Origin of the sequence: Paenibacillus camerounensis (genome assembly GCF_000723885.1) — a bacterium.
Taxonomy (GTDB): Bacteria; Bacillota; Bacilli; order Paenibacillales; family Paenibacillaceae; genus Paenibacillus_AQ; species Paenibacillus_AQ camerounensis.
Genome location: NZ_CCDG010000011.1, coordinates 144,028 through 170,730, shown reverse-complemented (window position 1 = coordinate 170,730; position 26,703 = coordinate 144,028). Strand labels below are relative to the sequence as shown.

28 protein-coding genes are annotated in these 26,703 nt (G+C 53.0%); 15 read left to right on the top strand and 13 right to left on the bottom strand.

What is annotated here, in order from left to right; translation table 11 throughout:
• Positions 1-3: 3 nt before the first annotated feature.
• Together pfkB and BN3772_RS04990 are read right to left on the bottom strand one after the other, a co-directional pair.
• A complete protein-coding gene (gene pfkB / locus BN3772_RS04995) occupies positions 4-915 on the bottom strand; it encodes a 1-phosphofructokinase (RefSeq protein ID WP_042197319.1) in 912 nt (303 codons plus the stop codon).
• A 30-nt stretch (positions 916-945) separates the two neighbouring features.
• Complete coding sequence (locus tag BN3772_RS04990) at positions 946-1,710, bottom strand: DeoR/GlpR family DNA-binding transcription regulator (protein ID WP_244444684.1); 765 nt, start codon at positions 1,708-1,710, stop codon at positions 946-948.
• 283 nt (positions 1,711-1,993) lie between these two features.
• Between BN3772_RS04990 and BN3772_RS04985 the strand changes: the two genes are divergently transcribed.
• On the top strand, positions 1,994-2,281 hold the full coding sequence (locus BN3772_RS04985) for a hypothetical protein (RefSeq protein ID WP_042197316.1): 288 nt from the start codon (positions 1,994-1,996) through the stop codon (positions 2,279-2,281).
• A gap of 8 nt (positions 2,282-2,289) precedes the next feature.
• Here the strand turns inward: BN3772_RS04985 and BN3772_RS04980 are convergent, their stop codons facing one another.
• Positions 2,290-2,763 carry a general stress protein gene (locus BN3772_RS04980; RefSeq protein WP_042197314.1) on the bottom strand — a complete coding sequence of 158 codons (474 nt, stop codon included), beginning with the start codon at positions 2,761-2,763 and terminating at the stop codon, positions 2,290-2,292.
• A gap of 159 nt (positions 2,764-2,922) precedes the next feature.
• Here BN3772_RS04980 and BN3772_RS04975 point away from each other — a divergent pair, with 159 nt between their 5' ends.
• Positions 2,923-4,023 (top strand): AI-2E family transporter, encoded by a 1,101-nt coding sequence (locus BN3772_RS04975; RefSeq protein ID WP_042197312.1) that lies wholly within the window; start codon positions 2,923-2,925, stop codon positions 4,021-4,023.
• A 112-nt stretch (positions 4,024-4,135) separates the two neighbouring features.
• Here BN3772_RS04975 and BN3772_RS04970 read toward each other — a convergent pair whose 3' ends face one another.
• The 4 genes from BN3772_RS04970 to BN3772_RS04955 form a co-directional block, all read right to left on the bottom strand.
• A complete protein-coding gene (locus BN3772_RS04970) occupies positions 4,136-4,540 on the bottom strand; it encodes a hypothetical protein (RefSeq protein WP_042197310.1) in 405 nt (134 codons plus the stop codon).
• 31 nt (positions 4,541-4,571) lie between these two features.
• On the bottom strand, positions 4,572-5,240 hold the full coding sequence (gene ung / locus BN3772_RS04965) for a uracil-DNA glycosylase (protein WP_042197433.1): 669 nt from the start codon (positions 5,238-5,240) through the stop codon (positions 4,572-4,574).
• Between the two features lie 55 nt (positions 5,241-5,295).
• The gene (gene rnhA / locus BN3772_RS04960) at positions 5,296-5,958 is read right to left on the bottom strand and encodes a ribonuclease H (RefSeq protein WP_042197308.1); all 663 of its coding nucleotides are present in this window, start codon (positions 5,956-5,958) and stop codon (positions 5,296-5,298) included.
• Between the two features lie 147 nt (positions 5,959-6,105).
• Entirely contained in the window at positions 6,106-6,681 is a 576-nt protein-coding gene (locus tag BN3772_RS04955) for a TetR/AcrR family transcriptional regulator (RefSeq protein WP_042197305.1), read from the bottom strand.
• Positions 6,682-6,848: 167 nt separating this feature from the next.
• Here BN3772_RS04955 and BN3772_RS04950 point away from each other — a divergent pair, with 167 nt between their 5' ends.
• Both BN3772_RS04950 and BN3772_RS04945 read left to right on the top strand, forming a co-directional pair.
• Positions 6,849-7,403, top strand: coding sequence for a hypothetical protein (locus tag BN3772_RS04950; RefSeq protein WP_052380386.1), 555 nt, complete (start codon positions 6,849-6,851; stop codon positions 7,401-7,403).
• 29 nt (positions 7,404-7,432) lie between these two features.
• Complete coding sequence (locus tag BN3772_RS04945) at positions 7,433-8,785, top strand: metallophosphoesterase (protein ID WP_052380385.1); 1,353 nt, start codon at positions 7,433-7,435, stop codon at positions 8,783-8,785.
• 204 nt (positions 8,786-8,989) lie between these two features.
• Here BN3772_RS04945 and BN3772_RS04940 read toward each other — a convergent pair whose 3' ends face one another.
• The 4 genes from BN3772_RS04940 to BN3772_RS04925 form a co-directional block, all read right to left on the bottom strand.
• A complete protein-coding gene (locus BN3772_RS04940) occupies positions 8,990-9,631 on the bottom strand; it encodes a hypothetical protein (RefSeq protein ID WP_052380384.1) in 642 nt (213 codons plus the stop codon).
• 38 nt (positions 9,632-9,669) lie between these two features.
• On the bottom strand, positions 9,670-10,368 hold the full coding sequence (locus BN3772_RS04935) for a hypothetical protein (RefSeq protein ID WP_042197303.1): 699 nt from the start codon (positions 10,366-10,368) through the stop codon (positions 9,670-9,672).
• 49 nt (positions 10,369-10,417) lie between these two features.
• On the bottom strand, positions 10,418-11,545 hold the full coding sequence (locus BN3772_RS04930) for a DNA alkylation repair protein (RefSeq protein WP_042197302.1): 1,128 nt from the start codon (positions 11,543-11,545) through the stop codon (positions 10,418-10,420).
• 308 nt (positions 11,546-11,853) lie between these two features.
• Complete coding sequence (locus BN3772_RS04925) at positions 11,854-12,207, bottom strand: DUF3139 domain-containing protein (RefSeq protein ID WP_052380383.1); 354 nt, start codon at positions 12,205-12,207, stop codon at positions 11,854-11,856.
• Between the two features lie 133 nt (positions 12,208-12,340).
• On the opposite strand from BN3772_RS04925, the gene BN3772_RS04920 reads away from it, so the two are divergent.
• On the top strand, positions 12,341-12,559 hold the full coding sequence (locus tag BN3772_RS04920) for a hypothetical protein (RefSeq protein WP_042197300.1): 219 nt from the start codon (positions 12,341-12,343) through the stop codon (positions 12,557-12,559).
• 237 nt (positions 12,560-12,796) lie between these two features.
• Here BN3772_RS04920 and BN3772_RS30510 read toward each other — a convergent pair whose 3' ends face one another.
• Together BN3772_RS30510 and BN3772_RS04915 are read right to left on the bottom strand one after the other, a co-directional pair.
• Positions 12,797-12,970 carry a hypothetical protein gene (locus tag BN3772_RS30510; RefSeq protein WP_157643544.1) on the bottom strand — a complete coding sequence of 58 codons (174 nt, stop codon included), beginning with the start codon at positions 12,968-12,970 and terminating at the stop codon, positions 12,797-12,799.
• A gap of 77 nt (positions 12,971-13,047) precedes the next feature.
• Positions 13,048-14,010, bottom strand: a complete 963-nt coding sequence (locus tag BN3772_RS04915) for a pectinesterase family protein (protein ID WP_042197298.1) — start codon at positions 14,008-14,010, stop codon at positions 13,048-13,050.
• 189 nt (positions 14,011-14,199) lie between these two features.
• On the opposite strand from BN3772_RS04915, the gene BN3772_RS04910 reads away from it, so the two are divergent.
• The 10 genes from BN3772_RS04910 to BN3772_RS04870 all read left to right on the top strand — a co-directional run bounded on the left by BN3772_RS04910 (position 14,200) and on the right by BN3772_RS04870 (position 26,680).
• Positions 14,200-15,195 (top strand): LacI family DNA-binding transcriptional regulator, encoded by a 996-nt coding sequence (locus BN3772_RS04910; protein WP_042197296.1) that lies wholly within the window; start codon positions 14,200-14,202, stop codon positions 15,193-15,195.
• A 152-nt stretch (positions 15,196-15,347) separates the two neighbouring features.
• Positions 15,348-16,760: a tagaturonate reductase gene (locus BN3772_RS04905; RefSeq protein ID WP_042197294.1), complete on the top strand. Its 1,413-nt coding sequence runs from the start codon at positions 15,348-15,350 to the stop codon at positions 16,758-16,760.
• A 98-nt stretch (positions 16,761-16,858) separates the two neighbouring features.
• Positions 16,859-18,346, top strand: a complete 1,488-nt coding sequence (locus BN3772_RS04900; RefSeq protein ID WP_042178783.1) for a UxaA family hydrolase — start codon at positions 16,859-16,861, stop codon at positions 18,344-18,346.
• Positions 18,347-18,383: 37 nt separating this feature from the next.
• Positions 18,384-19,784, top strand: a complete 1,401-nt coding sequence (gene uxaC / locus BN3772_RS04895; protein WP_042197292.1) for a glucuronate isomerase — start codon at positions 18,384-18,386, stop codon at positions 19,782-19,784.
• 17 nt (positions 19,785-19,801) lie between these two features.
• Positions 19,802-20,569: an alpha/beta hydrolase gene (locus BN3772_RS31160; protein ID WP_052380382.1), complete on the top strand. Its 768-nt coding sequence runs from the start codon at positions 19,802-19,804 to the stop codon at positions 20,567-20,569.
• A gap of 1 nt (position 20,570) precedes the next feature.
• Positions 20,571-21,260: a rhamnogalacturonan acetylesterase gene (locus BN3772_RS31155; RefSeq protein ID WP_042197290.1), complete on the top strand. Its 690-nt coding sequence runs from the start codon at positions 20,571-20,573 to the stop codon at positions 21,258-21,260.
• Positions 21,261-21,358: 98 nt separating this feature from the next.
• Positions 21,359-22,201 (top strand): sugar phosphate isomerase/epimerase family protein, encoded by an 843-nt coding sequence (locus BN3772_RS04885; protein ID WP_042197287.1) that lies wholly within the window; start codon positions 21,359-21,361, stop codon positions 22,199-22,201.
• 216 nt (positions 22,202-22,417) lie between these two features.
• A complete protein-coding gene (locus tag BN3772_RS04880) occupies positions 22,418-24,355 on the top strand; it encodes an NAD(+) synthase (protein ID WP_042197283.1) in 1,938 nt (645 codons plus the stop codon).
• A gap of 244 nt (positions 24,356-24,599) precedes the next feature.
• Positions 24,600-25,034, top strand: coding sequence for a MarR family winged helix-turn-helix transcriptional regulator (locus BN3772_RS04875; protein ID WP_042197279.1), 435 nt, complete (start codon positions 24,600-24,602; stop codon positions 25,032-25,034).
• A gap of 23 nt (positions 25,035-25,057) precedes the next feature.
• The gene (locus BN3772_RS04870; RefSeq protein WP_042197277.1) at positions 25,058-26,680 is read left to right on the top strand and encodes a DHA2 family efflux MFS transporter permease subunit; all 1,623 of its coding nucleotides are present in this window, start codon (positions 25,058-25,060) and stop codon (positions 26,678-26,680) included.
• Positions 26,681-26,703: the final 23 nt, after the last annotated feature.

Below are 26,703 nucleotides of genomic sequence, written 5' to 3'. Positions count from 1 at the left end.
TGCCTACAGCTGTGTAATCTCGATCTGGGGGCGCAGCCGGGCGATAAAGCCGCCGTCTGCCAAATCATCGGAGAATGCTGTTGCACTGCCGGAGGCAACGCCTGTACGGAAGGCTTCAAGCAGATCACCCTCCATGGACAAGGTGCCTACAAATCCCGCGATCATCGAATCCCCTGCGCCTACTGAATTCCGCACCTGTCCCGACGGCGCATTCGCACTGTACACGCCCTGCTCCGTAATCAGCAGCGCGCCGTCTCCGGCCATGGAGACCAGCACATGCTGTGCTCCGGCTTCCAGCAGCTTACGTCCGTACGTAATAACCTCTTCTCTGGTGCTGATAGTAACCCCGAACAGCTCGGCAAGCTCATGATGGTTCGGCTTGACCAGCAGCGGTGCGTATTGAAGCGCCTGCTGCAGCGCCTGACCGGTAGTATCAATGACGAACTCAGCACCCTGCTGTCTGCAAACTTCAATCAGCCTGTTATAGAAATCCGCTCCAAGGGAAGGCGGGATGCTCCCGGACATCACCACAATGTCCCCGGCCTGCAGACTGCGCAGCTTGTCTGTCAGGACATCGGCTTCAGCGGCGGTAATATCCGGTCCGGCTCCGTTAATCTCGGTTTCTTCTCCGGACTTCAGCTTAATATTAATCCGCGTATCCCCGCTGACCGGAACAAAGTCGCTTGAGGTGCCTTCCTCATGCAGCCAGTCTTCAATGAACCGGCCGGTGAAGCCGCCCAGAAATCCTGTTGCCGTGTTGCTTACTCCCAGCTGGTTCAGGACACGCGATACATTGATTCCCTTGCCTCCCGGCAGCTTCAGGTCACGGGTCATGCGGTTCAGGCTGCCGAGCTTCATATCTTCCACTTCCACGATATAGTCAATGGAAGGATTAAGTGTGACGGTGTAAATCATGTTCATCCCTCATTATTGTGGTTTACTTGCTTACACGATTGTGAAGCTGACATCTAAAGCTTCAAGCCCCCGTGTAAAACTGCCGGGCACTGCCGAGTCCAGAATACAGTGATCAATCTCCCGCAGATCTGCTACCTTACAGAAAGAAACCTGGCCGATCTTGCTATGGTCAGCCAGCAGTATAGACTGCTTGGCAACAGTAATCATTTTGCGTTTCGTGGCAGCCTCCAGCATATTAGGAGTGGTGATGCCCTCCGTCAGATCAAGCCCGTTCGTCCCGAGAAAAGCTTTATCCACCCGTACCATCTCCAGTGAGCGTTCTGTCATCGGCCCCACAAAAGCCATCGTATCCGGGCGGAGCATTCCGCCAGTGATCGAGACTTCGATATTCCGGCAATCCCTCAGCTCATTCAAAGCCATAATCGAGTTGGTTATCACCTTGAGATTCGAGAAGCTCTTAAGTGCTCTGGCTATCTGCAGCGTTGTGGTTCCTCCGTCAAGCAGAATGGCATCGCCTTCCTGGATCAGCTCGACTGCCTTGGCGGCAATCCGCAGCTTCTCGTCCATAAAGCGGTCTTCCTTATCCGGAAAAGCGGCCTCGAAATTGACGCTCTGCAGCGATACAGCCCCGCCGTGCGTCCGCTTCAGCAGCCTCGCTTCCTCCAGCTCCTTCAAATCCCGGCGGACCGTCGATTCGGAAACACCCAGCTGCTGGCTTAGCTCCTGCACCGATGCCCTTGTATGCTGGTCTACAAACTGAACAATGCTTACTTTTCTTTCTTCTTCAAACAGCACAGCAGCCCACTCCCTCAACGCATAGCGTAAGCATGAAGTCCGCCTGCTATGCAGTGTCTTTATTCGTTAACGGATTTGATCATTTAACTGGCATAACGTGCTCATTATTGATCATTTGTGCTCATTTATGATTTTAACAGCGTTTTCAAAGTCTGTAAAGTGATTTTTTCGGCTCATTCATGGAAAAATCGTTCTTAAGAAATATCCTCCCGATTGCCTATTTCATCTATGGAGGCAGCAACATATTTTATAATACATATGGCGAAAAGCAGGTGAACAGGGAATGGCCAATAACAGTAACGGTTACGGCAGCGGCGTCAGCAATAACAAGAGCAGCAATCTTCCGGGAAACACCGGAAATCCTGTCGAGTCTGCGGAATTGACCGCTGATGACTATGAGATTATTGCTGCCGGACTCGGTGCTCTGGGAGAATTCTTTGCCTTCTTGGCACTTGTTAAAGCCAAGCAGGTTGCAAAGGAAACAGGCGGCCAGGTGGATATTGAGCCCGCCTTGTTTATCCAATCGCGAAAAAAAGCGGCTAAACGGAAATCCCGTCTGCGCCGCAGATAACTGATTCACTATTCAGCAGATGTGAACGGAATAGCGTCATGCTGCCCCATGATAGTGCTCACCTGCTTATTCTGGTCCTCTTCAACCTCAACTATTACAATAATACGTTCCATCTCCGCATGCTCCGCATATTTAGCGGCATCTGCCTCCGGAATACCGATTCCGATCAGGCTGACGGTCAGGCCATCTGCCTCAAGATCAGCTCCGGCCAGCTTGCGTGCTGCCGGTCCGGCAGCAACAGCCGTATCATTAATCATATTCAGGCCGACCCCTACCTCCCGGGCTGTCCCGAACAGGCCGGCATTACCCGCTCCGCTCTCTATTTTTCCGATTCCGGTATCCTTGCTGATCAGCTCAAGCGTACTCTTTTGCTTAGTCACAGCTGAAATTTGTTTCTTCTTTATTCCGCTATCCTTCAAAGCCTCGATTGCCAGAACGGCATCGCTCCGGTGCCCGAATATCCCTATTACCAGCGTCGTCATCTGCATCCCCTCCTGTTAAGGCGTATTAACCTCCCCCATACCTGCCTAAACCGCCCAGCCAGACTGAATCAATTTCTAGCATTTGGGTTATAAAGATAGAATCGGGATGATCAGATTACATACGGTCACTGTATACATTTAAATTACGGGGGTGCTGCAATGCTGCAAAGCAAGTATTTTCGGACATGCCTGTCCATAATCGCTCTACTCACTATTCTCTATCTGGGCTCCAAGGTTATTGTGCTGTTTACTCCCCTGCTCTCCATCATTAATCTGCTGCTCGTGCCGATGATGCTGTCAGGGTTCATGTACTACCTGCTGCGGCCGCTCGTCAAGTTTCTGGAGAAGCATAAGGTTAACCGTGCATTATCCATTCTGCTGATTTATCTCGTCTTCGCCGGGCTGTTCGTGCTGTTCTGGATTCTGATCTGGCCGACGCTGCGCGAGCAGTTCCAGAATTTCATTGATAATATGCCATATCTTGTCCAGGGGATACAAAACCAATTCAACCAGCTACGGAGTGGTCCGTCACTATCAAGGTTTTTCCAAGGCGATGCTGACGTGTCCGACAAAATCTCGGAATATATAACCAGTGCCATCACCTGGATGACCAACTCCATGTCCAATCTGATTGGTGTCATTTCCAGTATAGTAGTCGTTATTGCGACACTGCCGATCATTCTTTATTACATGTTAAAAGACGGGCACAAGCTGTCGCCGATTCTGCAGGGTCTGTTTCCGCGGAAATACCGCAAAGAAGGCCAGGAGATGCTCCGTGATATCGATTCAGCGCTCAGCGGCTTCATTGTCACCAGGGTCATTCTCAATGTCGTGCTCGGGATTCTGCTCTACATCGGCTTCCTGATGATCGGCCTGCCGTATTCTTTGCTGCTTGCCGTAATTTCTATTCCGCTTAATTTCATTCCCTACGTCGGTTCGCTGCTTGCAGCAGTGCCGGTCATCATTGTAGGCTTCATTGAATCTCCGTCGATGGCGATCTGGTCGCTTGTCATCATTCTTATTGCCCAGCAAATCCAGGATAATGTGCTGTCGCCGATCATTTACGGTAAATCACTGGATGTGCACCCGCTGACCACGGTGGTAATTGTACTGGTGGGCGGTGATTTCTTCGGAATTATCGGAGTACTGATTGCACTTCCGGTCTACATGATCGCCAAAATCATTGTTATGCGGATATACGAGATCATTGTCGCGGAACGGGTCGAGGAGATACAGCTGCCTAAAGAGGAGCAGATGTAGGACCCGGCCTTGAACGAACACATTAATGATATACGGATTCAATAATAAAGAGCAGCATTCCCCCGGTAACGGGAGGACGCTGCTCTTTATTGTGTCGTTCTTTATAACCCGGCTATCCCCGCAGGGAACGGACCACAAAAACATGTGTGCCTTTCATGAGGTTCTGTCCGTCCTGCAGTGTAACCGCACCTTTCGTGTGAGAGACGATAACAGCGTTGAATGCGACCAGTTGGTCGCCCTTCCAGACCGTTACCGCTGATTTAAAATAGACTGCGTTATCAAACTGCTGCCGTTCTCTCATGACATATCCGACGGAGTGAAGAACCGGAGGCAATGCCCGCTCCTTGGGAGCGAGCGCCTTAATGAACACAATGTCACGAAAAGGAACAGCAATTTCCTGGTGGCCGATGACAGCCAGCGAAGCCTGAAGGTCCCATCTGCGCAGCACGCCCTTCATAATCGTATAAGGCGCCTCTCCGCAATACATGATGACCGGCCTGCCTACCCAATGCTTCATTGCTCTTCCCCCTTCACTATGCTCCTGCTGCCTATAGATTCGGTATCGACCAGTCTATCCCTGTCAAACCGTGTGATTCCAGATACTGATTAGCCTGGGAAAAAGGCCTGCTGCCCAAAAATCCGCGGTGTGCCGAGAACGGGCTGGGATGCGGAGACTCGATAACTTTATGGCGGCTCTTATCGATATAAGCCCCCTTCTTCTGGGCATGGCTGCCCCAAAGGATAAATACCAGCGGCTCGGCCCGTTCATTCAGCTTCTCCATAATAGCGTCGGTAAATGTCTCCCAGCCCAGGCCCTTGTGTGAATTAGGCTGGCCTTCACGGACAGTCAGCACAGCGTTCAGCATCAGCACGCCCTCCTCCGCCCAGTGCAGCAGCGACCCGTGATTCGGCACCGCCATTCCTACATCGCTATGCAGCTCCTGGTAGATATTACGCAATGAAGGCGGTATGCGCACACCCGGCTTTACCGAGAAGCTCAGCCCATGCGCCTGTCCGGCACCGTGATAAGGGTCCTGTCCCAATATGACAACTCGCGTCTTGCTATAAGGAGTCAGCTTGAGCGCAGAAAAGAGCAGCTCCTTCGGCGGATAAACGGTATACTGCTTGTACTCCGCCGCTAACGCATAGCGCAGCTCCTGAAAATAAGGCTTCTGAGCTTCCTCCTGCAATACTTCGTCCCAATCATTCTCAAACAACATTCCGCTTTCCCCTTCCGCTCTCCCTGCTATTTATGCTGTATCTTGTATTACCCTATTTCCGCCCGTAATCCGCTTTGATCTCTCCCCATTCCTTCGTCTGCCACTTCAGGACTTTATTCGGGTAAGTGTTTGTCTGCAGCCAGTGCTCAGCCCGGTCAATCAGCGTCCAGATCTCTTCTGTTGATGCATCACGTGCCAGCGTTGTCGCCACTCTCTTCTGCTTGACCCATTTCATCGCATTGACGGAATCACTGTAGACCGTCTTGCTGCTGCCTTCTTTGTGTAAAAGGGCAAGTGCATGCACGATCGCCAGGAACTCGCCCAGATTGTTTGTGCCTTTCTTAATCGGTCCGCAGGAGAAAATAATATCTCCGGTCTGCGTATCTACTCCCTTATATTCCACCGGACCCGGATTACCTCTGGTGCCGACATCTACTGATATGCTGTCATAATCAATCTCGGCAGATGTCGGTACGGAGGCGCTGCGGCTCCATGAGCCGGCTGCCTTGCTTTTAGCCGCTCCCGTGCCGGTGGCGCCTGTTCCCCAATTGCCCTTCCAGCCGGCTTTGAAGGCGGCATCTGCGGCAGCTTTTGACTCATAAGATTTGTATTTTGCCCCTGTGTAATGATCCGTCTGAGCCTGGCATTCCGCCCAGGTGCTGTATACCCCCGGCTGCTTGCCCTCCCAGACCACATAATATTTCTGTTTCGCCATGCCTGCTGCTCCTCCTGCCGCTTAAAATTCATCAGAAGCTTATTGTAATCCAAACCGCCTCCAGATTGAAGCCCGTACCCGAAGCAGTTCTCCGGCGGGACCGGCTGGCGGATAATTATAGTGTGGTGCGTTTATACTATACCGGTGCTATTCGAGCGCTTTGAGCGTCATCTCTATAACCGTCTGCAGCCTGCCGGCATCCTCTGTCGTTTTGACCAGCACCCGGAGGCCTACAAGTGCATTGTGCAGATATGCGGCCATATCTGCTGCTTCCAAGCTGCGCGTAAGCTCGCCGCTTTCCTGCCCCTGACGGAGCAGACGTTCAAACAGCTGCTCCGTGTTCTGAAAGGCTGCTGTTACTCTGGCTGCTGCTTCGGGATCATGATTGGTAAGCTCTACTGCAGTATTTACAAGCAGGCAGCCCTTAGGTTCAGAACTCTCCTTAAATGCAGCCGCTTCAAATATGAGCCGGATTGCCTCCCTTGCGGATGCCACGCCTTCTGTCCTGCTCTCTAGCTTGCCTGCGACTGTATCAGCGTAGCGGTCCATTACTTTTATATATAAAGTATGCTTGTCTCCAAACGTATCGTACATGCTCCGCTTATGAATGCCCATGCCGGATACCAGATCCTGTATGGAAGTCTTTTCGTAGCCCTGCTGCCAAAAGATCGTCATCGCTTTTCCAAGGACATTGTCGACGTCAAACTCTTTGCTTCTCGCCATGAATGATGCTCCTTTCCTCACTCCTGTATTTTATCATTTATAGAACGATCGGTAAATATTCAGGAAACAGTGAGCTATATCACTTCTATTCCTTACCAATCGTTCTATATTAATTTTTAAGCTATCCGTTGCAGCATAAGCAATCAACCTTGAGGAGGCTTTGTAACATGAATAAACTGGCTCTGAGCGCTGCCGTATTTGCCCTGTTTCTGATGAGCGGCTGCGGGAATGAGGGTAACAGCAATACTAACGCCGGCGGCGGCGCAGCGGTGAGCTCCGGTTCCAATAACGCTGAAGCGGCCGATGCCGTCACTACAGCTTCTATCGTTGATAATGAGGCGGCTTTCAAGCATGCTATCAGTAAGGATGGTACCTGGATAGCCGCAGTCCTGCGGAGCATGACCTTCAGCGAAGAGCTGGTTGTAGACGGCCCGTTTCTTCATAATGGTGAGCCTGCCCGTAAGATTGCTCTTTATACGCAGGATGAGGACCAGGACATAACCGATTCATTCGCATTAACCGCGCCGAAGCTGATCATCAAAAGTGAAAATACCCGGCTTGAAGGCGGAATTTTTATCGGAGATGTCTACGTTGAGGCTGACGGCTTCACCGTTGTGAGTGCCACTGTGAGAGGAAATATCTATTTTGCCGATAAGCAGTATCTCTCTACGTTCCATTTAGGAGATCAGGGGATTGTAAGCGGGTCGGCCAAAGTGCAATAAACAGTTATTCGTGAAAAGAGGTGCAGGAAATGTCCGTCCGCCGGCTTAACATCAGCCTTCTCTGCTCCCTGCTGCTGCTTCTCACTTCATGCAGCAGGCAAGATACATCAGGACAGCAGGCGATCCGGATTCAGTCCGGCCAGAATATAAAGCTTCTCACCACCACAGATACCCATTACCTGTCTCCCAGGCTGACCGATAACGGCCCGGCCTTCAGCCGTTTCCTCGCTGCCGGGGATGGCAAACAGCTTGCCTACAGCAGCGAAATACTGGATGCCCTCGGTAACGATATCGGTATAGAGCGGCCGGGGGCCGTCATTATCAGCGGGGATTTAACCAATAACGGGGAAAAAGCCAGCCACCAGGACCTGGCGGAGCATCTGCGGGCTATTGAACAGCAGACCGGGACACAGATTTATGTCATCCCCGGCAATCATGATGTACAGAATCCCTGGGCAAGGCGTTTTGAAGGCGAGAAGCAGATTCCGGTGTCTTCTGTGACCCCGAAGCAGTTCCGCAGCATCTACAGTGAATTCGGCTACGGGGAAGCTCTGCTTAAGGATAATGACTCCATGAGCTACCTCGCAGCCCCTTCAGACGACCTGTGGCTGCTGATGCTTGATACCAGCCAGTACAGCAGCAATAAAAAGCTGGGCCATCCCCAGCTGGACGGCCGGCTCACCGACGCCACTCTGAGATGGATTGACCGCTGCGGCAAGCTTGCTGCTGAGCAAGGCGCACAGCTTGTTGCAGTCATGCACCACAGCCTGCTGGACCACAGTGAATTTGTTCAGGAAGGCTTCACGCTGAATAACAACGGCCAGGCTGCCGCTGCCCTGATTAGAAACGGTATAAGCACTGTCTTTAGCGGACATGTCCATTTTCAGGATATCCGCAGCAGCGGAGAGGATATCTATGATATCGCCAATAGTGCCCTGTCTGTATATCCGCATCAATACGGAATTCTGGACTATACTCCTGCGGCCGGAACTTATGAGTATCATACCTCAGGGCTGAACATGGAGCTCTGGGCTAAAGCTGCCGGCAGTACAGATCCCAATCTGCTGCATTTCAATTCATACAGCGAAGCAGCGTTCCGCAGACTGTCTGCTGACAGAACCTACAGCCGGCTGGCGGAGGAGAGCAGTTATACCGCATATACACAAAAACAGCTCGCCGCTATGGCGGATGTTGTCGGCAGACTGAATGCGGTTTACTTTGCCGGGACAGCTGACACAGAGCTTACTGCCATTACTGATACAGAGGGGTACCGGCTATGGCAGGCTGCCCCTTACAGCGGCTTAAAGAATTATGTCCTGCGTATGGCAGAGCTTGAGCAGAAGGACAATAACCATCTGCTGGTAAAATTACCGGGATGGTAACGTTTATATTGGAAATCTCTGAAAATCGCCAAACGGCTCAAAATGGCCGGTACTATTAAGGACTGGCCTATATCAGCCTGGAGAAGCTGCTGCTTGCTGCCTGAGGATTCTTAACGGGCTTGCCGGGGCATAACAAACAAAGGGCACCTGCCTATGCAGGATGCCCTTTGTTTGCTATGTTCCTTATTTGTAGCTTTAACCGGATTAGTCATAACCCCCGGCTGCCTCAGGCAGCTCCAGATAAGCCTGCTTGGTGTTCACCAGCTCAAAAATATAGCTCCGCAGCTCCTTTAGCTGCTTAGCATCCTTAGTGATTTCGCAGGCTTCATCATCCCAATCAAACGAGAATTGTGCTCCGTCCATTCTGATTTGCCAGTGCTCCTCATCAAAAGGCGTCTTTGCACAATTCTTCCTGAGCGGCTCCAGTTCCAGCTCCCTGTAGATGTTAATTGTACGCATACGGGCATAAATGTCCGCCATTTCGCTGTCTGTCAAAACTAACTCCGCTTTTGCAGTTCCCTTGAGAACGAGGTCCTTGGTCACTGTCCCGTCAAACGTGTTAATCTCATGTTTGCCGGTAATACCGAAGCGCACCGAGAATGCGAAATCCGCCGGCTTTGCTTCCGGCATCTGAGCCGCGGCGGTTGTGGCGGACATGTTGGACTTATCGGTTGATTTGGGGATGTCGGGCGTACGCTCGTTGGGTGAGCCGGACACATTAGGTATATTAAGTACGCCTGACGCATCAGTTAGTATCTCTTGTTCAACGTTTGGACCATGATTTCCAGTACAGCTTGTCAGCATTAACAGGAGCATTAGCGAAGTGACTGGCAGCAGTAGCCTCATTTACCCTCCTCCTCTTGTAACCAATTACCTTTTTCTCACTAAACGGATATTAACTGGAAAGGTTGCAGGCATAGGGGAAAAGTGTAGCCGCTTCCGCCCGAATCAAGGGCATTTATGCCTCTCATTTCGGCATTCTGGCCGCCATCGCCCGAATCAAAGGCATTTGTGCCTCTCATTTCGGCATTCCGGCCGCTTCCGCCCAAATCAAGGGCATTTATGCCTCTCATTTCGGCTTTCCGGCCGTCATCGCCCGATTCAAAGGCATTTTTGCCTCTCATTTCGGCTTTCCGGCCGACATCGCCCGATTCAAAGGCATTTTTGCCTCTCATTTCGGCTTTCCGGCCGCCATCGCCCGATTCAAGGGCATTTTTGCCTCTGATTTCGGCAATCTGGCCGCCATCGCCCGAATCAAAGGCATTTGTGCCTCTCATTTCGGCATTCCAGCCGCCATCGCCCGATTCAAGGGCATTTGTGCCTCTCATTTCGGCAATCTGACCGCCATCGCCCGAATCAAGGGCATTTATGCCTCTCATTTCGGCATTCCGGCCGCCATCGCCCGATTCAAAGGCATTTGTGCCTCTCATTTCGGCATTCCGGCCGCCATCGCCCGATTCAAGGGCATTTATGCCTCTCATTTCGGCATTCCGGCCGCCATCGCCCGATTCAAGGGCATTTGTGCCTCTCATTTCGGCATTCTGGCCGCCATCGCCCGATTCAAAGGCATTTATGCCTCTCATTTCGGCAGAAATCGGCGCTGGCTCCCTACTATTGGACTCGCCCCTCTTATCACAGCGTTCCTTCGTCCGGCGCCGCAGGTTCGAGCAACAGCTCCGTGAAAGCAGCCTCCCTGCCGTTCACCAGCAGCGCAATCCGGTGCGCGCCCGGATAGTGGCGGCGGGTGGTCAGGTCCGCCCAGCGGTGAGTCCGGACAGCAGACAGCCCTGTTCCTCCCGGAACCGTTTTGTCGGACAGCAGGAATAGCTTACGGGAGGTTTTGCCGCCGGATTTCACAAAATCAATCCCGTATTCCACCCGGACCCGCACCGCTTCTCCCTCCCGCAGCCTTAATTGATAGCTCAGCACACAGTTATCGCCAATCCGCAGAACAGACGGATCAACAGACAAAGCGGCGGCAGCCACAAGCGGTGCGCTCTCCTCCTCTTCCGCATATCCAAAAATCGCCATAATCTCCGGGTTAGCCTTGCGGATCAGCGAGCGGCAGCCATGCCGTACGATCCAGTCGGTGCGGGTGCTTGTACCCTTCCAGCGGCGGGCAATACCAATTACGACATCGGGATGATCCTTGGCAATATCATTCAGGTTGTTGGCAACACTTTTGCGTACATACAGAGAAGGATCATCCTTCAGCTGCTCCAGCACCGGCAGCACGGGGGAAGGGTCGCGCTTGAACACCGGCAGCGCCTGGCCCCACGGCAGCCGCGGGCGGCTGCCCTCACTGGCAAGCCGCCGCACATGCTCATCACTGTGCCGGGACCAGACCTGTATCTGCTCCATCATCCGCTGAGGGTCGCGCAGCAGAAACGGTCTTACTGCAAACTCTGCCGAGGATTTTGACGTAAACCGTTCCAGCGCCTTTATTGACAGCTCCCAATACTCCTCATTCTGCCCGAATACTTCGACAAAATCAGGGAAGATCAGGTAAGGAAAGCCGGTACATTCATGATCTATCGCATATAAGACAGCCAGAGCCTGCTCATAGTCTGCGGGGAGATAAGCTCCTAAGGCCTCCGTAATCCGCCGCATCCGCGCTTTCAGCTCCAGCTCTTCCCACGGCTCCCGCATCGCTTCAGCCACAAAGGCTTCTATCTCAAACATCTCGCAGGCTCCATGCAGCTTCCTGCCCAGGCTACGCAGAAATCCTTCATTGTACATTGCTTTTAACGGCTCCGCCATATCTTGAACCCTCCAGTAGTTGTTGAAATCCCAGTTATGAAAGCATACCATGGCATACTGGACAGCCTTGTGTCAGGTTTGTTTTTAAGCCGGACTATTTATACGATCATCCTCTGCTCATCCGTTATTCTATCGTTGCGGTAAAACAGCTATACAGTCCCGCGCTCATACTCTTTCTCCTCAAGGAAACTCACCCCTCAGCCTGCTCAGTTCTGATCAGCATGTATAAGCCTCCTCCTTCTTTCCGCAATTTCCCAAAGCTCATCTATGTTCTTCTTGGCCGGATATACATGCTACACTTCTACGAATCATTCATAAGCGTCCACATGCTTCAATCTGGCCTCCCTGAATCCGTTCTCCCGCCCCTCAGGCGTTATCCTGTAATCAAACTGCAGCACACCGTCATGGGCAAAATAAGTATACTCCACACCCGGCTCATCCTTAAACTCTACCCTTACCAAAAAAGGCGGCGCCTTGATGCTCCAGATCCCATGTACTGAGGCGATTTCCTTCCTGCTGTAGCCCATTGTATCCGTCAGATAGGCGGAGACCCGCTTGGCATATATTATTTTGTTAACCTGCACATACGCCACCGGTGTCACAAGAATCAGCACAACCAAGGTACTCAGCACATAACCTGCCCTTCCTCTTATCCGCCTCACCCTGTACACGCCTCCTTCTTCTAATTACCTGTTTTCATCACTTTTGCAAATTAAACCTGTTTTCAAAACGCGTTTGCTGTCGTAAAATAGTTGAAAAGCTTTTGGAGCGAAATGGATATGGAGGGCCGCGACGATGCCTAAACCGCTTGTCAAAAATATTGATTTTTTTGTTGCCGCGATGTCACAGACCTTTGTGTCCGCACTGCAGCTGGACCCTGACGGGATGTATTCCCAGGTCGGCTACGGCATTATTGAGAAATTCTCAGAGGAATATGTGCGGGTCAAACGCTTTGACGGCACGGTGTCGCATTATGACCGGGATGTTACCAGATTTCAGCATAACCGGGCATAGGATATCAAAGACTACTATTTCTCTGGCCGGGCTGAATTCCCTTCTTTTTCCATACTAAGAAGATATTCAGGGGTCGTGGAGCAAAGGAAGAGCAACCAGGCGGCCTGACGGCCCAAAAAAGCGGACGCACGCTCAGCATGCATCCGCTTTTTGGGTTGTTTACATACAGCCGTCCCGCCTTACGTTTGCAGCTGTTTTTGATTGAAGCCATAATCGTTCAAAAGAAGCCCTGGTACATCACCACATCGCCGATCTGGATTGTGCCCTGATAGGCCAGGATACAAGCGAAACCCAGAGAGGCGAATGCTTGAAAATATAGAACAGCAGGGAGATAAGCAGATTCAGCCGCATGCCTCTGAACAGCAGTAAAAGGCTGCGGAACGGGCGGTCCTTCTTCAGCTCCCCGCTCATGAACAGTTCTTCATAATCAGGTGTGCCTTCTGCCCCGCGCTCCGGAAAATCTCTTCTGCCGGCTGCATCCGCCCTGCTTAATGCACTCCCTTCCAGAACTCCGTCCCCGCAAAGACCTGTGCTTTATCCGGCGCACCTTCCCCTGTCCCGGTCACACTTGCCCACGGTACACGCTGCCCCCGCAGCTCACTTGCCTCTGATGCTGTATATTCGCTGTAACGTACAGTAGCCTCATTGGCCGGGTTGCCCCAGTTATCCCAGCCGGCAGGATGAATATGCGTCCCCAGCCTGCAGTTCACAAAGGCCGTTGCCGCGTAGCTGCGCCATGGCCGCCCCAGATAAATGCCGAAGACGTCAGTTGCGGCCGTTATTAGACATTCCTCGAATACAAAGCCGTAGGCCTGGCCCTCAGGCGTAGAGGCTGCTGTAATATAACCCACTCCATCATGGGTGGAGCGCAGGCTGCGGATTTCACAGTGCTCGAAATAAGCGGCTGCCCCGCCAAAAATAAAATCCACGGTTCCTTCAATGTAACAGCGTGAGTACAGCTGGCGGCACTGCTCATGCCGCTGACGCAGCGGAATTCCGCCGAAGGCGAAGCCCTGCTTGTTCGCTGCAGGCAGCGGACCGGTAAAGATCGTATCCTGATGCCCCTTGAAGGTACAATTGCGGAACACAACTTCGTCGCAATGGGCATATAAGGCTAATGCCTGGCCGATTTCCTGCCCTTGTCCGGCAGTGTTGGCGACGGTCAGATTTTCGATAACCAGCCTGCTGCCGTTCAGGAACAGGGTTGGTGTAGCAAAGGTCCCCTGCTCTTCTCCTGTTTCGTCCAGCTGCCGGGCATACAGATTGTTTGTAATTATAACCTCACCGACTCCGGCAATGCTCAGGTCTGACCGGTAAATCCGCACGGCCTCCTCGTATACCCCCGCCATAATATATAATGTCTCGTGCTCCTGGGAAGTACGGCGCTCAAGCTCATTTACTGCCTCCTGGATTGTCCGGTAATCGCAAAAGGCCTCTTTTCCTACCCACATGTTATATCCTCCTTATGATCTATCTCAGGCACCCTAAGGCCCCGTCAAACAAACAAGATGATTATAGCGCTTTCTCGAAAAATGTTCCATCAATAATTTTAACGTGTGCATTTCATTATTCCCTTGACTTGACGCGGTTTGAGGAATACACTGGAATCGTTAACAATTTCATTTTTCCGGGGAGAGCTTATGATAACGATCAAGGACATCGCGCGTGTTGCAGGCGTCTCCCATACCACCGTGTCCAGAGCACTGAACGGCAGCCCGCTGATCAAGAAGGTCACCCGCGACAAGATTGAACGGATCGCCGCTGAGATGAATTATGTGCCCAATTACAATGCGAAGAGCCTTGTTACCAAACGTTCCTTCACCATCGGGCTATTCTTCTCCAGTATTGATCAGGGAACCTCATCTAGCTTTCTGGTCGATGCCATCAAGGGCATCAGCCATGCACTTGATGAGAACTTCAATCTGACCGTTCACGGGATTGACGGGGTTCACAATTTCGGCAACATTCAGCCGCAGCGCTTTGATGGTATTCTCGTCATGAGCCAGAGCGATGAGGATAATGCTTTTATTTATCATGTCAAGACCATCGGCATCCCGCTCGTCGTGCTGAACCGCCAGTTAGAAGACCCAAGTATTATGAATGTGGTGGCGAACGACCGGGAAGGCGTCAGGGAAGCCATTGACTATGTGGTATCCCAGGGGCATCAGAAGCTGGCCATTATTGAAGGCAAACCCGGCTTTAAGTCCTCTACCGAACGCAAGCAGGGCTTCATGGACAGCCTGATTACCCACCGCCTGCAGCTTGATTCCGGTTACTTTGCCCAGGGGGATTACAGCATTGAGAGCGGTTACGCCGCTATGTCGAGGCTGCTCACCCTGCCTGAGCCTCCGACTGCCGTATTCTGCTCTAATGATGATATGGCCATCGGGGCTATGAATGCCTGTTATGCCCATAAGGTCAGCGTGCCGCAGCAGATTTCCCTCATCGGCTTCGATGACATCATGTTTGCGCGGTATACGAATCCCGCCCTGAGTACTGTCCGCAAGCCGATTGCAGATATCAGCGAGCTCGGCACAAAGATGCTGATCCAGCTGCTTCAGCAGCCGGACACGAAGCCTCAGCAGCTGTTCGTCAAAACCTCGCTGGTTGTGCGCGATACGGTGGCTGACCGCTAAGATTACATCTGTTACTGCTCTCATTCATGTTCTTGCAGAACCGGAACCCCTGCTCATGCAGCAGGGAAAATCCGTTTCTTCCTGATAAAAAATGTTCACGTGTGCATTTATTAAACTTTATCTATTTAAATTTAAAGGAGACGTTGAAAACCATGACAAACCGCCTATCCAGAACCACCCAGCCCGGCCTGCCCGCCTATCCAGAACGGATGATCCAGTTCGGCGAAGGTAATTTTATGCGTGCCTTTGTAGACTGGCAGCTGCAGCAGATGAACAACCAGGGGCTGTTTAACGGCAGTGCCGTGCTCGTTCAGCCGATCGGCCAGGGTCTCGGCGGACTGATGGCAGAACAGGATAATCTGTACACAGTACTGTTGAACGGTATTATGCAGGAGCAGACCGTCAACTCCCGGGAGATTATCACCAGTGTCAGCCGGGTGATCAGCCCTTATGATGACTATGCGGCTTATCTGGCTCTGGCTGAGGATGACGCCCTGGAATTCATCACCTCCAATACTACGGAAGCGGGCATTGCCTACAATGCCGGCGACAGCCTGACCGATACACCTCCAAAGAGCTTCCCGGCTAAGCTGACTGCACTGCTTCACAAACGTTTTGAGCTGGGCAAAAAGGGCTTCATCATAATTCCTTGCGAGCTGATCGACCGTAACGGCGAGAAGCTGCTGCAGATCGTGCAGCAATATGCTGCAGAGTGGCAGCTGGGCGAGGATTTCAATAAATGGCTGGTTGAAGAAAACACCTTCTGCTGCAGTCTGGTTGACCGGATCGTGCCTGGTTATCCGCGCGACAAGGCTGCTCAGCTTGAAGAGGAGCTGGGCTATAAGGACAATCTGATTGTTACCGCCGAGCCTTTCCTGTTCTGGGTTATTGAAGGCCCGGCATGGCTGTCCGAGAAGCTGCCGCTTGCTGAGGCCGGACTGAATGTAGTCGTGACCGACGATATGACCCCTTACCGTGAGCGCAAGGTTCACCTGCTGAACGGACCGCATACCGCGATGGTTCCGCTGGCTATGATGGCCGGTCTGGAGACGGTAGAGGATGTAATGAACGATGAGACCTTCTTCCGCTTCGTGCAGGAGCTGATGAACGATGAGCTGAGTCCGATGCTTGATCTGCCGGCCGAGGAGCTGTCCTCCTATTCTGCCGCTGTACTGGAGCGGTTCAGAAATCCGTTCGTCCGTCATGAGCTTGCTTCCATCTCGCTGAACAGCATTTCCAAGTTCAAGTCCCGTCTGCTGCCGGTTCTGCTCCGTTACCAGAAGGAGCGCAGCCAGCTGCCGGAGCTGACAACGCTGGCCTTCGCCGCCCTGCTGCTTAGCTACCGCGGAGACCGTGTTACCAGACAGGACGGCGCAGAGGTACTGGAAGCCTTCGACAAAGCCTGGAGCAATCCGGACAGCTTCGTGCAGACCATCCTTGCGGATGACAGCCTGTGGGGCCAGGATCTGACACTGGTTCCGGGACTTGCAGATGCCGTTGCAGCGAAGCTGCAGGAGCTTGACCGTACAGACAGCCGTGCGGTGCTGCAGCAGGCTGTGAACTAATAAAGATACTACAGTCTACAGTCCGTAAGAATCGTATACAAAGGCAGGATACACTCCTGCCTTAACTTTATAACAACTTTTTAGGAGGGACAGACAGCATGAAACGATTAATGAAAATGAATCCCCGCGATACAGTTGCTGTAGCTCTTCGTCCGGTTACCGCCGGTGAGCAGCTTGAAATCGACGGGCTGACGGTGCAGGCAGGACAGGATATTCCGCAGGGGCATAAGATCGCCCTGACAGCCTTTAACGAGAATGACGTCATCACCAAATACGGCTATCCGATCGGGCACGCAATTGCCCCTATCGCAGCCGGCGATTGGATTCACACGCATAACATCAAAACAAATCTCGTAGGTGAGGAAGAATACGATTATATCCCTGAGCTACACCCGGTTACCTATCCGAAGCGCGACCTCACCTTCCAGGGCTACCGCCGGGCCAACGGCAAGGTCGGCATCCGTAACGATCTGTTCATTATCCCGACAGTCGGCTGCGTGAACGGCATCGCCGAGCAGATGCTGTCCGAGTTCAAGGCGGAGCACCCGGATCTTGGCGGCTTCGATAATCTTACCGTGCTGAAGCATCCCTACGGCTGCTCCCAGCTGGGCGATGATCACCGCATGACCCGCAGCATCCTGCTGGATGCCGTGAATCACCCGAATGCCGGCGGCGTGCTTGTCTTCGGCCTCGGCTGTGAGAACAACATCGTCTCCGAATTCCGCAGCATTCTCGGCGATTATGATAAGAGCCGGGTCAAGTTCCTGGTGGCCCAGGAGGTCGGCAACGAAGTGGAAGCCGGCCGGGCACTTCTGGAAGAGCTGTATGATGCCGCGAAGGATGATAAACGCGAACCGGTACCGCTCAGCGAGCTGAACATCGGCCTTAAGTGCGGCGGCTCTGACGGCTTCTCGGGTATTACGGCTAACCCGCTGCTCGGCGCCTTCTCCGATTTCATTATTTCCCAGGGCGGAACATCGGTCCTTACGGAAGTACCGGAGATGTTCGGTGCGGAGAAAATGCTGATGGCCCGCGCGGAAAGCCGCGAGGTCTATGAAGATATCGTCTCCCTGATCAACAATTTCAAGCAGTATTTCCTCTCCTACGGAGAGCCTGTGTACGAGAATCCTTCTCCGGGCAACAAGGCCGGCGGCATCAGTACACTCGAAGACAAATCACTCGGCTGCACCCAGAAGGCCGGTACTTCTCCGGTCGTGGACGTGCTGGATTATGGCGTAAAGCTGCGTAAAAAAGGCCTCAGCCTGCTGCAGGCGCCAGGCAACGATCTGGTGGCTGCTTCCGCCCTTGCCGCCTCCGACTGTCAGCTGGTGCTGTTCACCACCGGCCGCGGTACACCATTTGGCAGCTTCGTGCCTACGGTTAAGGTAGCCACCAACAACGAGCTGTTCGCCAAAAAAGGCCACTGGATGGACTTCAATGCAGGTCCCCTGCTGGAAGTGCCGATGGCTGAAGTCCTTGAAGAGTTCATTTCTTATATCATTGCCGTGGCAAGCGGCCAGAAAACACGCAATGAGCAGAACGAAGTACGCGAGCTGGCTATTTTCAAAACCGGGGTTACGCTATAATCTCTTATCCTAAATTTCTAATAAAGGGAGCGTCATCATGTTTTTAAACGACGATTTTTTATTGACTACCGAGCCTGCACGGCAGCTCTTTCATGAATATGCAGCCAAGATGCCGATTATCGACTACCACTGCCATCTTGATCCGCGTGAAATCTATGAAGACCAGCCGTTCAAAAACCTGACTGCAGCCTGGCTGTACGGCGACCATTACAAATGGCGGCTGATGCGCGCGAACGGCATACCGGAATCGCATATTACAGGCGATGCTTCTGATTACGACAAGTTCCTCGCCTGGGCCAGAACGCTGCCGAAGGCTGTCGGCAACCCGCTATACAGCTGGACCCATCTGGAGCTGCGCCGCTTCTTCGGTGTTAACGAGCCGCTGAATGAGCAGACAGCACCTGCGATCTGGGAACAGGTTAACCGCAAGCTGGCGGAACCTGAATTTACCCGCCGCGGGCTGATCCGCAGCTCCCGGGTGAAGACGATCTGTACTACAGATGACCCTGCCGATTCACTGGAATATCACAAGCTGCTGAAAGAAACCGAAAAGGAATTCAGCGTGTTCCCAACCTTCCGTCCCGATAAGGCGCTTAACATTGATGCACCAGGCTTCCCGGCTTGGATCGCTGCTCTGGAAAAAGCCGCCGGACTGCCGGTAACCAGCTATGCTGAGCTGCTTGAAGCACTGAAGAACCGTGTAGCATTCTTCCACGACAACGGCTGCCGCCTGTCTGACCACGCGCTGGATGTTCTGCGCTACCGGGCCGGTTCGGACGCTGAAGCCCAGACCATCTTCGCCAAACGTCTGGATGGTGCTGAGCTGTCTGCCGAAGAGATTACACTCTACCGTACGGAGCTGCTCACGAAGCTCATCGGCTTCTACCATGACAAAGACTGGACCATGCAGCTGCATATCCATGCTTACCGGAACAACAACACACCGATGTTCCAGAAGCTGGGACCGGATACCGGTTATGACGGCATAAACGACCTGTCCATTACCGAAAGCCTGTCCAGTCTGCTCGACCGGGCAGAGTGCGCCTCGGGTCTGCCGAAGACAATCCTTTATTCCCTGAATGCGAAGGATTATCCGGCACTGCTGGCCTTGATGGGCTGCTACCAGAAGGATACAGCCGGCAAAATGCAGCTCGGCTCCGGCTGGTGGTATAACGATACCAGAAACGGCATGCGCGAGCAGCTTACCCTGCTGGCTGACAACAGCCTGCTTGGCAACTTTGTCGGCATGCTGACCGACTCCCGCAGCTTCCTGTCCTATACACGCCACGAGTATTTCCGCCGCGTGCTGTGCGGACTGCTCGGCGAGCTTGTAGAGCGCGGAGAAGCCCCGGATGATAAAGCACTGCTCGGACAGCTGGTTCAGGATATCTCCTACAATAATGCCGCGGGATATTTCGGCTTCCCGGCAGCGGAATAAGATTAGGGGGAGCAAGCATGCTGCATGTATGTCTTGACGGGGATGGGGTTGTGCCGGAGAATTCCGGCGCCTCCATCCTTTCCCTTTATCCGCTGCCTGTACAGGAGGCGCGGCCGTTTATTCTCGTCCTGCCCGGCGGAGGCTATCATCATCTGGCCCGGCATGAGGGCGAGCCTGTTGCCTTATGGCTGAACAGCCTTGGCATCCATGCGGGCGTGCTGAAATATCAGACGCAGGATATCGAACCGGCCGCCCTAATTAAAGATGTCGGGGATGCGCTGGCCTGGGTGCGCGAAGCACCCAAGAATTGGAGTGTCCGGGACGGACAGGTCGGCCTCACCGGCTTCTCTGCCGGCGGCCATCTCGCTGCCATAACGGCAGTCACGGCAGCCCCGGCACGTAAACCCGATCTGCTGATTCTGGGTTATCCGGTCATTACGTTCGAGGAGCCTTATGCCCATATGGGCAGCCGGGGGAATATGCTGGGTTCAAGTCCGACTGAAGACGAGATCGCCGCTCATTCAGCTGACTGGCAGGTTAACAATGATAGTCCGCCTGCATTCATCTGGACTACTGCGGACGATGCCAGTGTGCCGGCGGAGAATAGCCTGAAATTTGCCGCTGCCCTGTCCGGCGCGGGAATCCCGTTCGAGCTGCACATCTTTGAAGAGGGCCGACACGGACTAGGGCTGTCCGCGGAGAATGCGGAATGCCGGCAGTGGCTGAAGCTCTGCAGGGCCTGGCTCGGCAAACACCATTTTATAACTGATACGGAGGAAGCCTGATATGCCGACACTATACATTGCCGGTGACTCCACTGCCGCCCTGAAGGGGGCGGAAGCCAAGCCGATGGCGGGCTGGGGAGAATATTTCCAGACCCACTTCGGCCCGGAGGTCATCATTGATAACCGCGCCATTAACGGGCGTAGTACCAAATCATTTCTTGAACAAGGCCGGCTGGCCGATATTGAAAAAGACTTTCAGCCCGGTGATTACCTGCTGATCCAGTTCGGGCATAATGACGGTAAGCATGACGACCCTCTGCGTTACACAGATCCTGATACAGAGTACAGGCAGAATCTGCGGCTGTACATTGAATCTGCCCGCAGCCACGGCGGTTATCCGGTACTGCTGACCTCCGTCAGCCGCCGCCTGTTCACTTCGGACGGTGAACCTGACCCGCTGGCCTTAGGCGCTTATCCGGCGGCTATGCGCGCTGTTGCAGAGGAGACCGGGACGCCGCTGGTGGATATCTTTGCTGCTTCCCAGCAGCTGTACCGCACACTCGGCATTGACGGTTCGCAGCACCTGCTGATGCATCTTCAGCCGGGCCAGCATCCTAATTATCCGGACGGCGTAACGGATAACACACATTTCAGTACCGAGGGCGCTAAGCGGATCGCCGCGCTTGTGGCTGAGGCTATCCGGCAATGCCCGGCCCTGGCCGAGCTGCATCCGCATCTGCATCAGAGGTAGGCACACGGACACGGTTAATTTAACCGTCCGCCGCTTCTGGTGCTGTAAGTCATCCCCTTATTGCTACTACATTATTTCCTACAAGGAGGCCACACGTAATGACTGCACCGCTTCATCTAGGTATCCGTGCCCATGATTTCCCTGCCCACTCCCTGCCGGAGCTGATCGGGAAGCTGAAGCACTACCGGTTCAGCCATATTCAGCTTGCCGTGCGCAAATCCTTTCCGGCCAGTGTCCCGTCGCTGTCCTCACTCAGCCCCGGAACGGCTGTTTACTATGGTGAAAGCTTCCGTCAAAGCGGCATCAAAATCGCTGTCCTGGGCTGTTATGTCAACATCATCGACCCGGATCCTGAGCAACGTGCGCAGGCATTGCAGGATTTCAGCACCCATCTGCGGCTGGCGCGTGACTTCGGGGCGAGCCTCGTAGGTACAGAAACGGGCAGTGTCGGCACAGGATACACAACGGATAATTTTACCGAGGAAGCCTTTCAGGAGGTAGTTGCCTCTGTCAAACTAATGGTTGCGGAAGCTGAACGGTTCGGCGTTACCGTGGGCATTGAAGCAGGCCAGAACCATCCGCTGCATAGCGTCAGGCTGACGAAGCGGCTGCTGGAGCTGATCCCGTCTAACAATCTGCAGATCATCCTGGATTGTGCGAATCTCATGTCTCCGGACAATTACGGGCAGCAGGAGGATGTTATCAAGGAAGCACTGGATCTGCTGGGCGACCGGATTGCAGTCATTCATCTGAAGGATTTCACTGTAGAAGACGGCACAATCGTCATCGTTCCTGTCGGTCAAGGCCTGCTCCGGTTTGCACCGGTTCTGCAATATATGAAATATAAGCGCCCTCATATCCAGGGTCTGCTGGAGAGCACAACGGAGCCTTTTATACAGGAAAGTGTCGATTTTCTGCACCGGCTGTATAATGAAGTTTGAGCTGCTAACGTTCTTCTTACCCCTGCCATCGTATTTTCAGGCATCCGCAGCATGCGGGTGCTTTTTTTTTTGCGTCAACAGTACGGCTGTTATGTGCTCCCGGTAATTTTCATGTAAAATAGACCATAGTGCCCGCCTCCATACATATGTTAGCCAGTCAGGATCATGGGTACAATTAGTTAGAGAGCTTCATTTATAAAAAGGATAGGTGAAACCATGCATAATTTTGGATTCGCACGGGTCGCCGCTGCTTCCCCTGAGCTGCGGGTAGCAGACTGCGAGTTTAATGCAGCACAGATTATTGAAGTAATAAAGCAGGCACATACACAGCAGGTCGAATATCTGGTGCTGCCTGAGCTGTCTATTACTGGATATACCTGCGCAGACCTGTTTCTGCAGCCCAAGCTGCAGGCCGCGGCAATTACTGCCCTGCATGAAATTACGGCTGCCACTGCCAGCCTCAGCCTGATTGTAATCGCTGGTCTGCCTGTCGCCATTAAAGGCCGGCTGTTCAACTGTGCCGCCGTTCTTCAGCACGGCAAGATCCTCGGTATTGTGCCAAAAACCTGCCTGCCCGGATACAGCGAGTTCTATGAGCCGCGCTGGTTCGCACCAGCCGAGGAGCTGGAGATTACAGAGCTTCGGCTGGGAGACATTACGGTGCCGATCGGCAATGACCTGATCTTCGCCAGCGAAAGTGACGGTAATCTCTCATTTGGAGTAGAGATCTGCGAGGATCTATGGGTACCGGTTCCTCCGAGCAGTCTGCTGGCACAGGCCGGTGCGATACTGCTGTTCAACCCTTCCGCCAGCAACGAGCTGGTCGGCAAAGCCGATTACCGCCGCCAGCTGGTATCCGGCCAGTCTGCCTCCTGCGTGGCGGCTTATGTCTACGCCGGCAGCAACACCGGCGAATCCTCAACGGATGTCGTCTTCGGCGGTCATTCGCTGATTGCCGAGAACGGCCAGACGCTGGCCGAATCGGAGCGCTTTAGCCATGAGAGCCAGCTCATCATCGCTGATATTGATGTGCCGAGACTGCAATATTCCCGCTCGGTTATGGGCACCTTCCGGGCCGGCAAGGGCGGACGCAACTACCGAGAGATCCTGTTCGCCGATCCGGCGGCACAGCAGAAGGAGCGGGCGCTTGTCCGTAAGGTTGCCGTCAACCCGTTCGTTCCCGGCAACCCGCAGCATCGGGATGAGCGCTGCCAGGAAATCCTGTCGATTCAGACCTCCGGCCTGATGAAGCGCATCCGCCACATCGGTACGAAGCAGGCTGTTATCGGCATCTCCGGCGGACTTGACTCAACGCTTGCCCTGCTCGTCGCAGTCCGCGCTATGGAGCGCCTTGGCCGTACGGCAAGCGATGTGCTCGCTGTAACAATGCCTGGCTTTGGCACAACGAACCGGACCTATGATAATGCCGTAGGGTTGATCAACGCGCTCGGAGCTTCGATGTTGGTTGTTGATATCAAGGCGGCATGCCTGCAGCATTTTGAAGATATCGGCCATGACAAGGATGTTCATGATCTAACCTACGAAAATGTGCAGGCCCGGGAGCGCACGCAGATTCTGATGGATCTGGCCAACAAAAACGGCGGCATCGTCATCGGCACCGGCGACCTGTCCGAGCTTGCCCTCGGATGGTGTACCTATAACGGTGACCATATGTCGATGTACAGCGTAAACTCCGGGATTCCAAAAACACTGATCCAGTATGTTGTCGCCTGGTATGCCGATCATGAAGCGGACGAGACGGTAAACAAGTTCCTGTACAGCATTATCGAGACAGGCATCAGCCCTGAGCTGCTGCCGCCGTCGGCAACCGGAGAAATTGTCCAGCTGACAGAGAATATCCTCGGGCCGTATATTGTGCATGACTTCTTCCTCTACTATATGCTGCGGACAGGCGCTGCTCCGGGCAAAATGCTCTATCTGGCCCAGCAGGCTTTCGGCGAAGCTTATCCTAAAGAGCAGCTCAAAGCCTGGCTGAAGGTGTTCATCTCCCGTTTCTTCACCCAGCAGTTCAAGCGTTCCTGCCTGCCGGACGGACCGAAGGTAGGTACCGTGAGCCTCTCGCCGCGCGGCGACTGGCGGATGCCAAGCGATGCTTCCGCTGCGCTCTGGCTGCGTGAGGTGGACGAATTATAAGCTGCACCATGCTGAATAATAGCTGTATCCTCATCAGTCCAGGCTGGTGCGGGTACAGCTTTTTTGTCGCCAAAAAAAATTAGTTAGGCTCTTGACGTATTTTTGTGCAGATGATATATTGTTTCATGCTTTAATAATTAAGTTGTTAATTATTTATCAATTAATTATTTGCTGATCAATTATTAAAAGTTTCATTTAGTAAATAGCTTATCTATTTGAAGACAGCAATGCTGGAGGTGAAGGATTGACAGATCAGGAGCGTGACCGGTATTTTGAATTCCCTATTCTTTTTAAGACTTTTCTGAAGGGGCTGGGCCAGCAGTGGAACAAACAAGGCTTTCCGATCACCCAGACCCAGTTCAAAGCGCTGCAGATTTTGTCCAAGGAAGGTCCAATGATGGTCTCCCAGCTGGCTGCTGCACTTGATTTGACACCTGCCGCCGTTACCGGAATTACGGACCAGCTGCTCACTGAAGGCTATATTCAGAAGGAGCGCGCCGCCGGAGACCGCCGGGCCATGCAAATCACGCTGACCCCTGAAGGAATAGGCGTAATCAGGTCAACACAGGCGAAGCTAGGTGAGGTTATGCATTCTTATTTCAGTATCCTGCCCGAAGAGGACATGGAGCATTTGAGAAGAATTTTCGGGGTATTAATTAAGGAATTAGACAAAAAATAAAAGTGACGGTGAAGAAACCAACTATGGAAAATTTAACAGACAAGCGCAAGCTATCCATTATGATTGCCATCATGGCAGCCATGCTGTTTGCCGCGATTAACCAGACGATTACCAGCACGGCTATGCCGCGCATCATCTCCATTCTGGACGGTATGGACTACTATACCTGGACGATTAATATTTATCTGCTGACCTCGACGATTGCCACCGTGCTTGTCGGCAAGCTTTCTGACATGTTCGGGCGCAAGCCGTTCCTGCTGGCCGGGATTCTGCTCTTTATGGTCGGCGCCTTTTTAACGGGTACATCTGACAATGTCTATCAGTTCATCACTTACCGCGGGATCCAGGGGATCGGCGCCGGTATTATCCAGTCTACTGCCTTTACCGCTGTAGGCGACCTGTTCCCTCCGCGTGAGCGCGGCAAATGGATGGGCCTGATGACCGCGGTTTTCGGTTTCTCCAGCGTACTTGGACCGACACTCGGCGGCTATCTGATTGACCATCTCGACTGGCACTGGCTGTTCTGGATCTTCCTGCCGCTTGGTTTTGTGGCATTTGGCATGATCCTGGCCCTGTTTCCAAAAGCACAGCGCGGAGCATCGACCAGCATCGATTACCTCGGCTCTCTGTTTATGACAACAACCATTGTTCCGCTTCTGCTCGCTTTTTCGTGGGCGGGTACTGAATATACCTGGGGCTCTGCCCAGATTCTCGGCCTCCTGGCTGCAACGGTAGTATCAGCAATCATCTTTATCTTTATTGAAACCAAAGCCAAGAATCCGATTCTGCCGCTTCACCTGTTCAAAAACAGCATCGTTACGATCTCCAATCTGATCGGCTTCCTGATGAACTTCGGTATGATGGGCGCGATGATCTACCTGTCCTTCTTTGTACAGGGTGTACTTGGTATATCCGCAACCTACGCTGGTTACGTTACTATGCCGATGTCGATCGTAATGGTCGTAGCCAGTGCCCTGACCGGCCAGATGATAGCCAAAAAGGGTAAATACAAACGTTTCGCTCTCATCGGGGTACCAATTATGGTTGCCGGGATGGCCATCATGGTATTCATGAACAGCGTGCCGATGGCTGTGCTCAGTATGATCGTATTCGGCCTGGGTCTTGGCCTGGGGATGCCTGTCTTCTCGCTGGCTACCCAGAATGCCGTATCCCACACCGAGCTTGGCGCAGTAACGGCTTCTACCCAGCTGTTCCGTAACCTTGGCGGTACAATCGGTATCGCTGTTATGGGTACTGTAATGTCAAACAATCTGACCAAGCATCTAAAAGAAGCGCTGACCTCATCTTCAGCACCTGACTTCAGCAAGCTTGATCCGGCAGTAGCACAGCAAATGACTGCTTTTGCCAACCCGCAGGCGCTGATGAACAAGCCGCTGCTGGAGCAGACGCAAGCCGGTCTGCCTGCGGATGTTCAGCCAATCTTCGTACAGATGATTGACAGCATCCGTGACGCACTGGGCCAGACCTTGTCCACCGTGTTCCTTACCGGTACCATCGTTCTGTGCCTGGCTTTCGTACTCGTGTTCTTCCTGAAGGAGCTGCCGCTGCGTTCCTCGAACAAGGCACCTGCGGATGCAGAAGCTCCGGCTGAGAGTGTGAATACTAAGAAATTGGCTGTGGAATAATTTCCGGCTTACAACAATAAAAG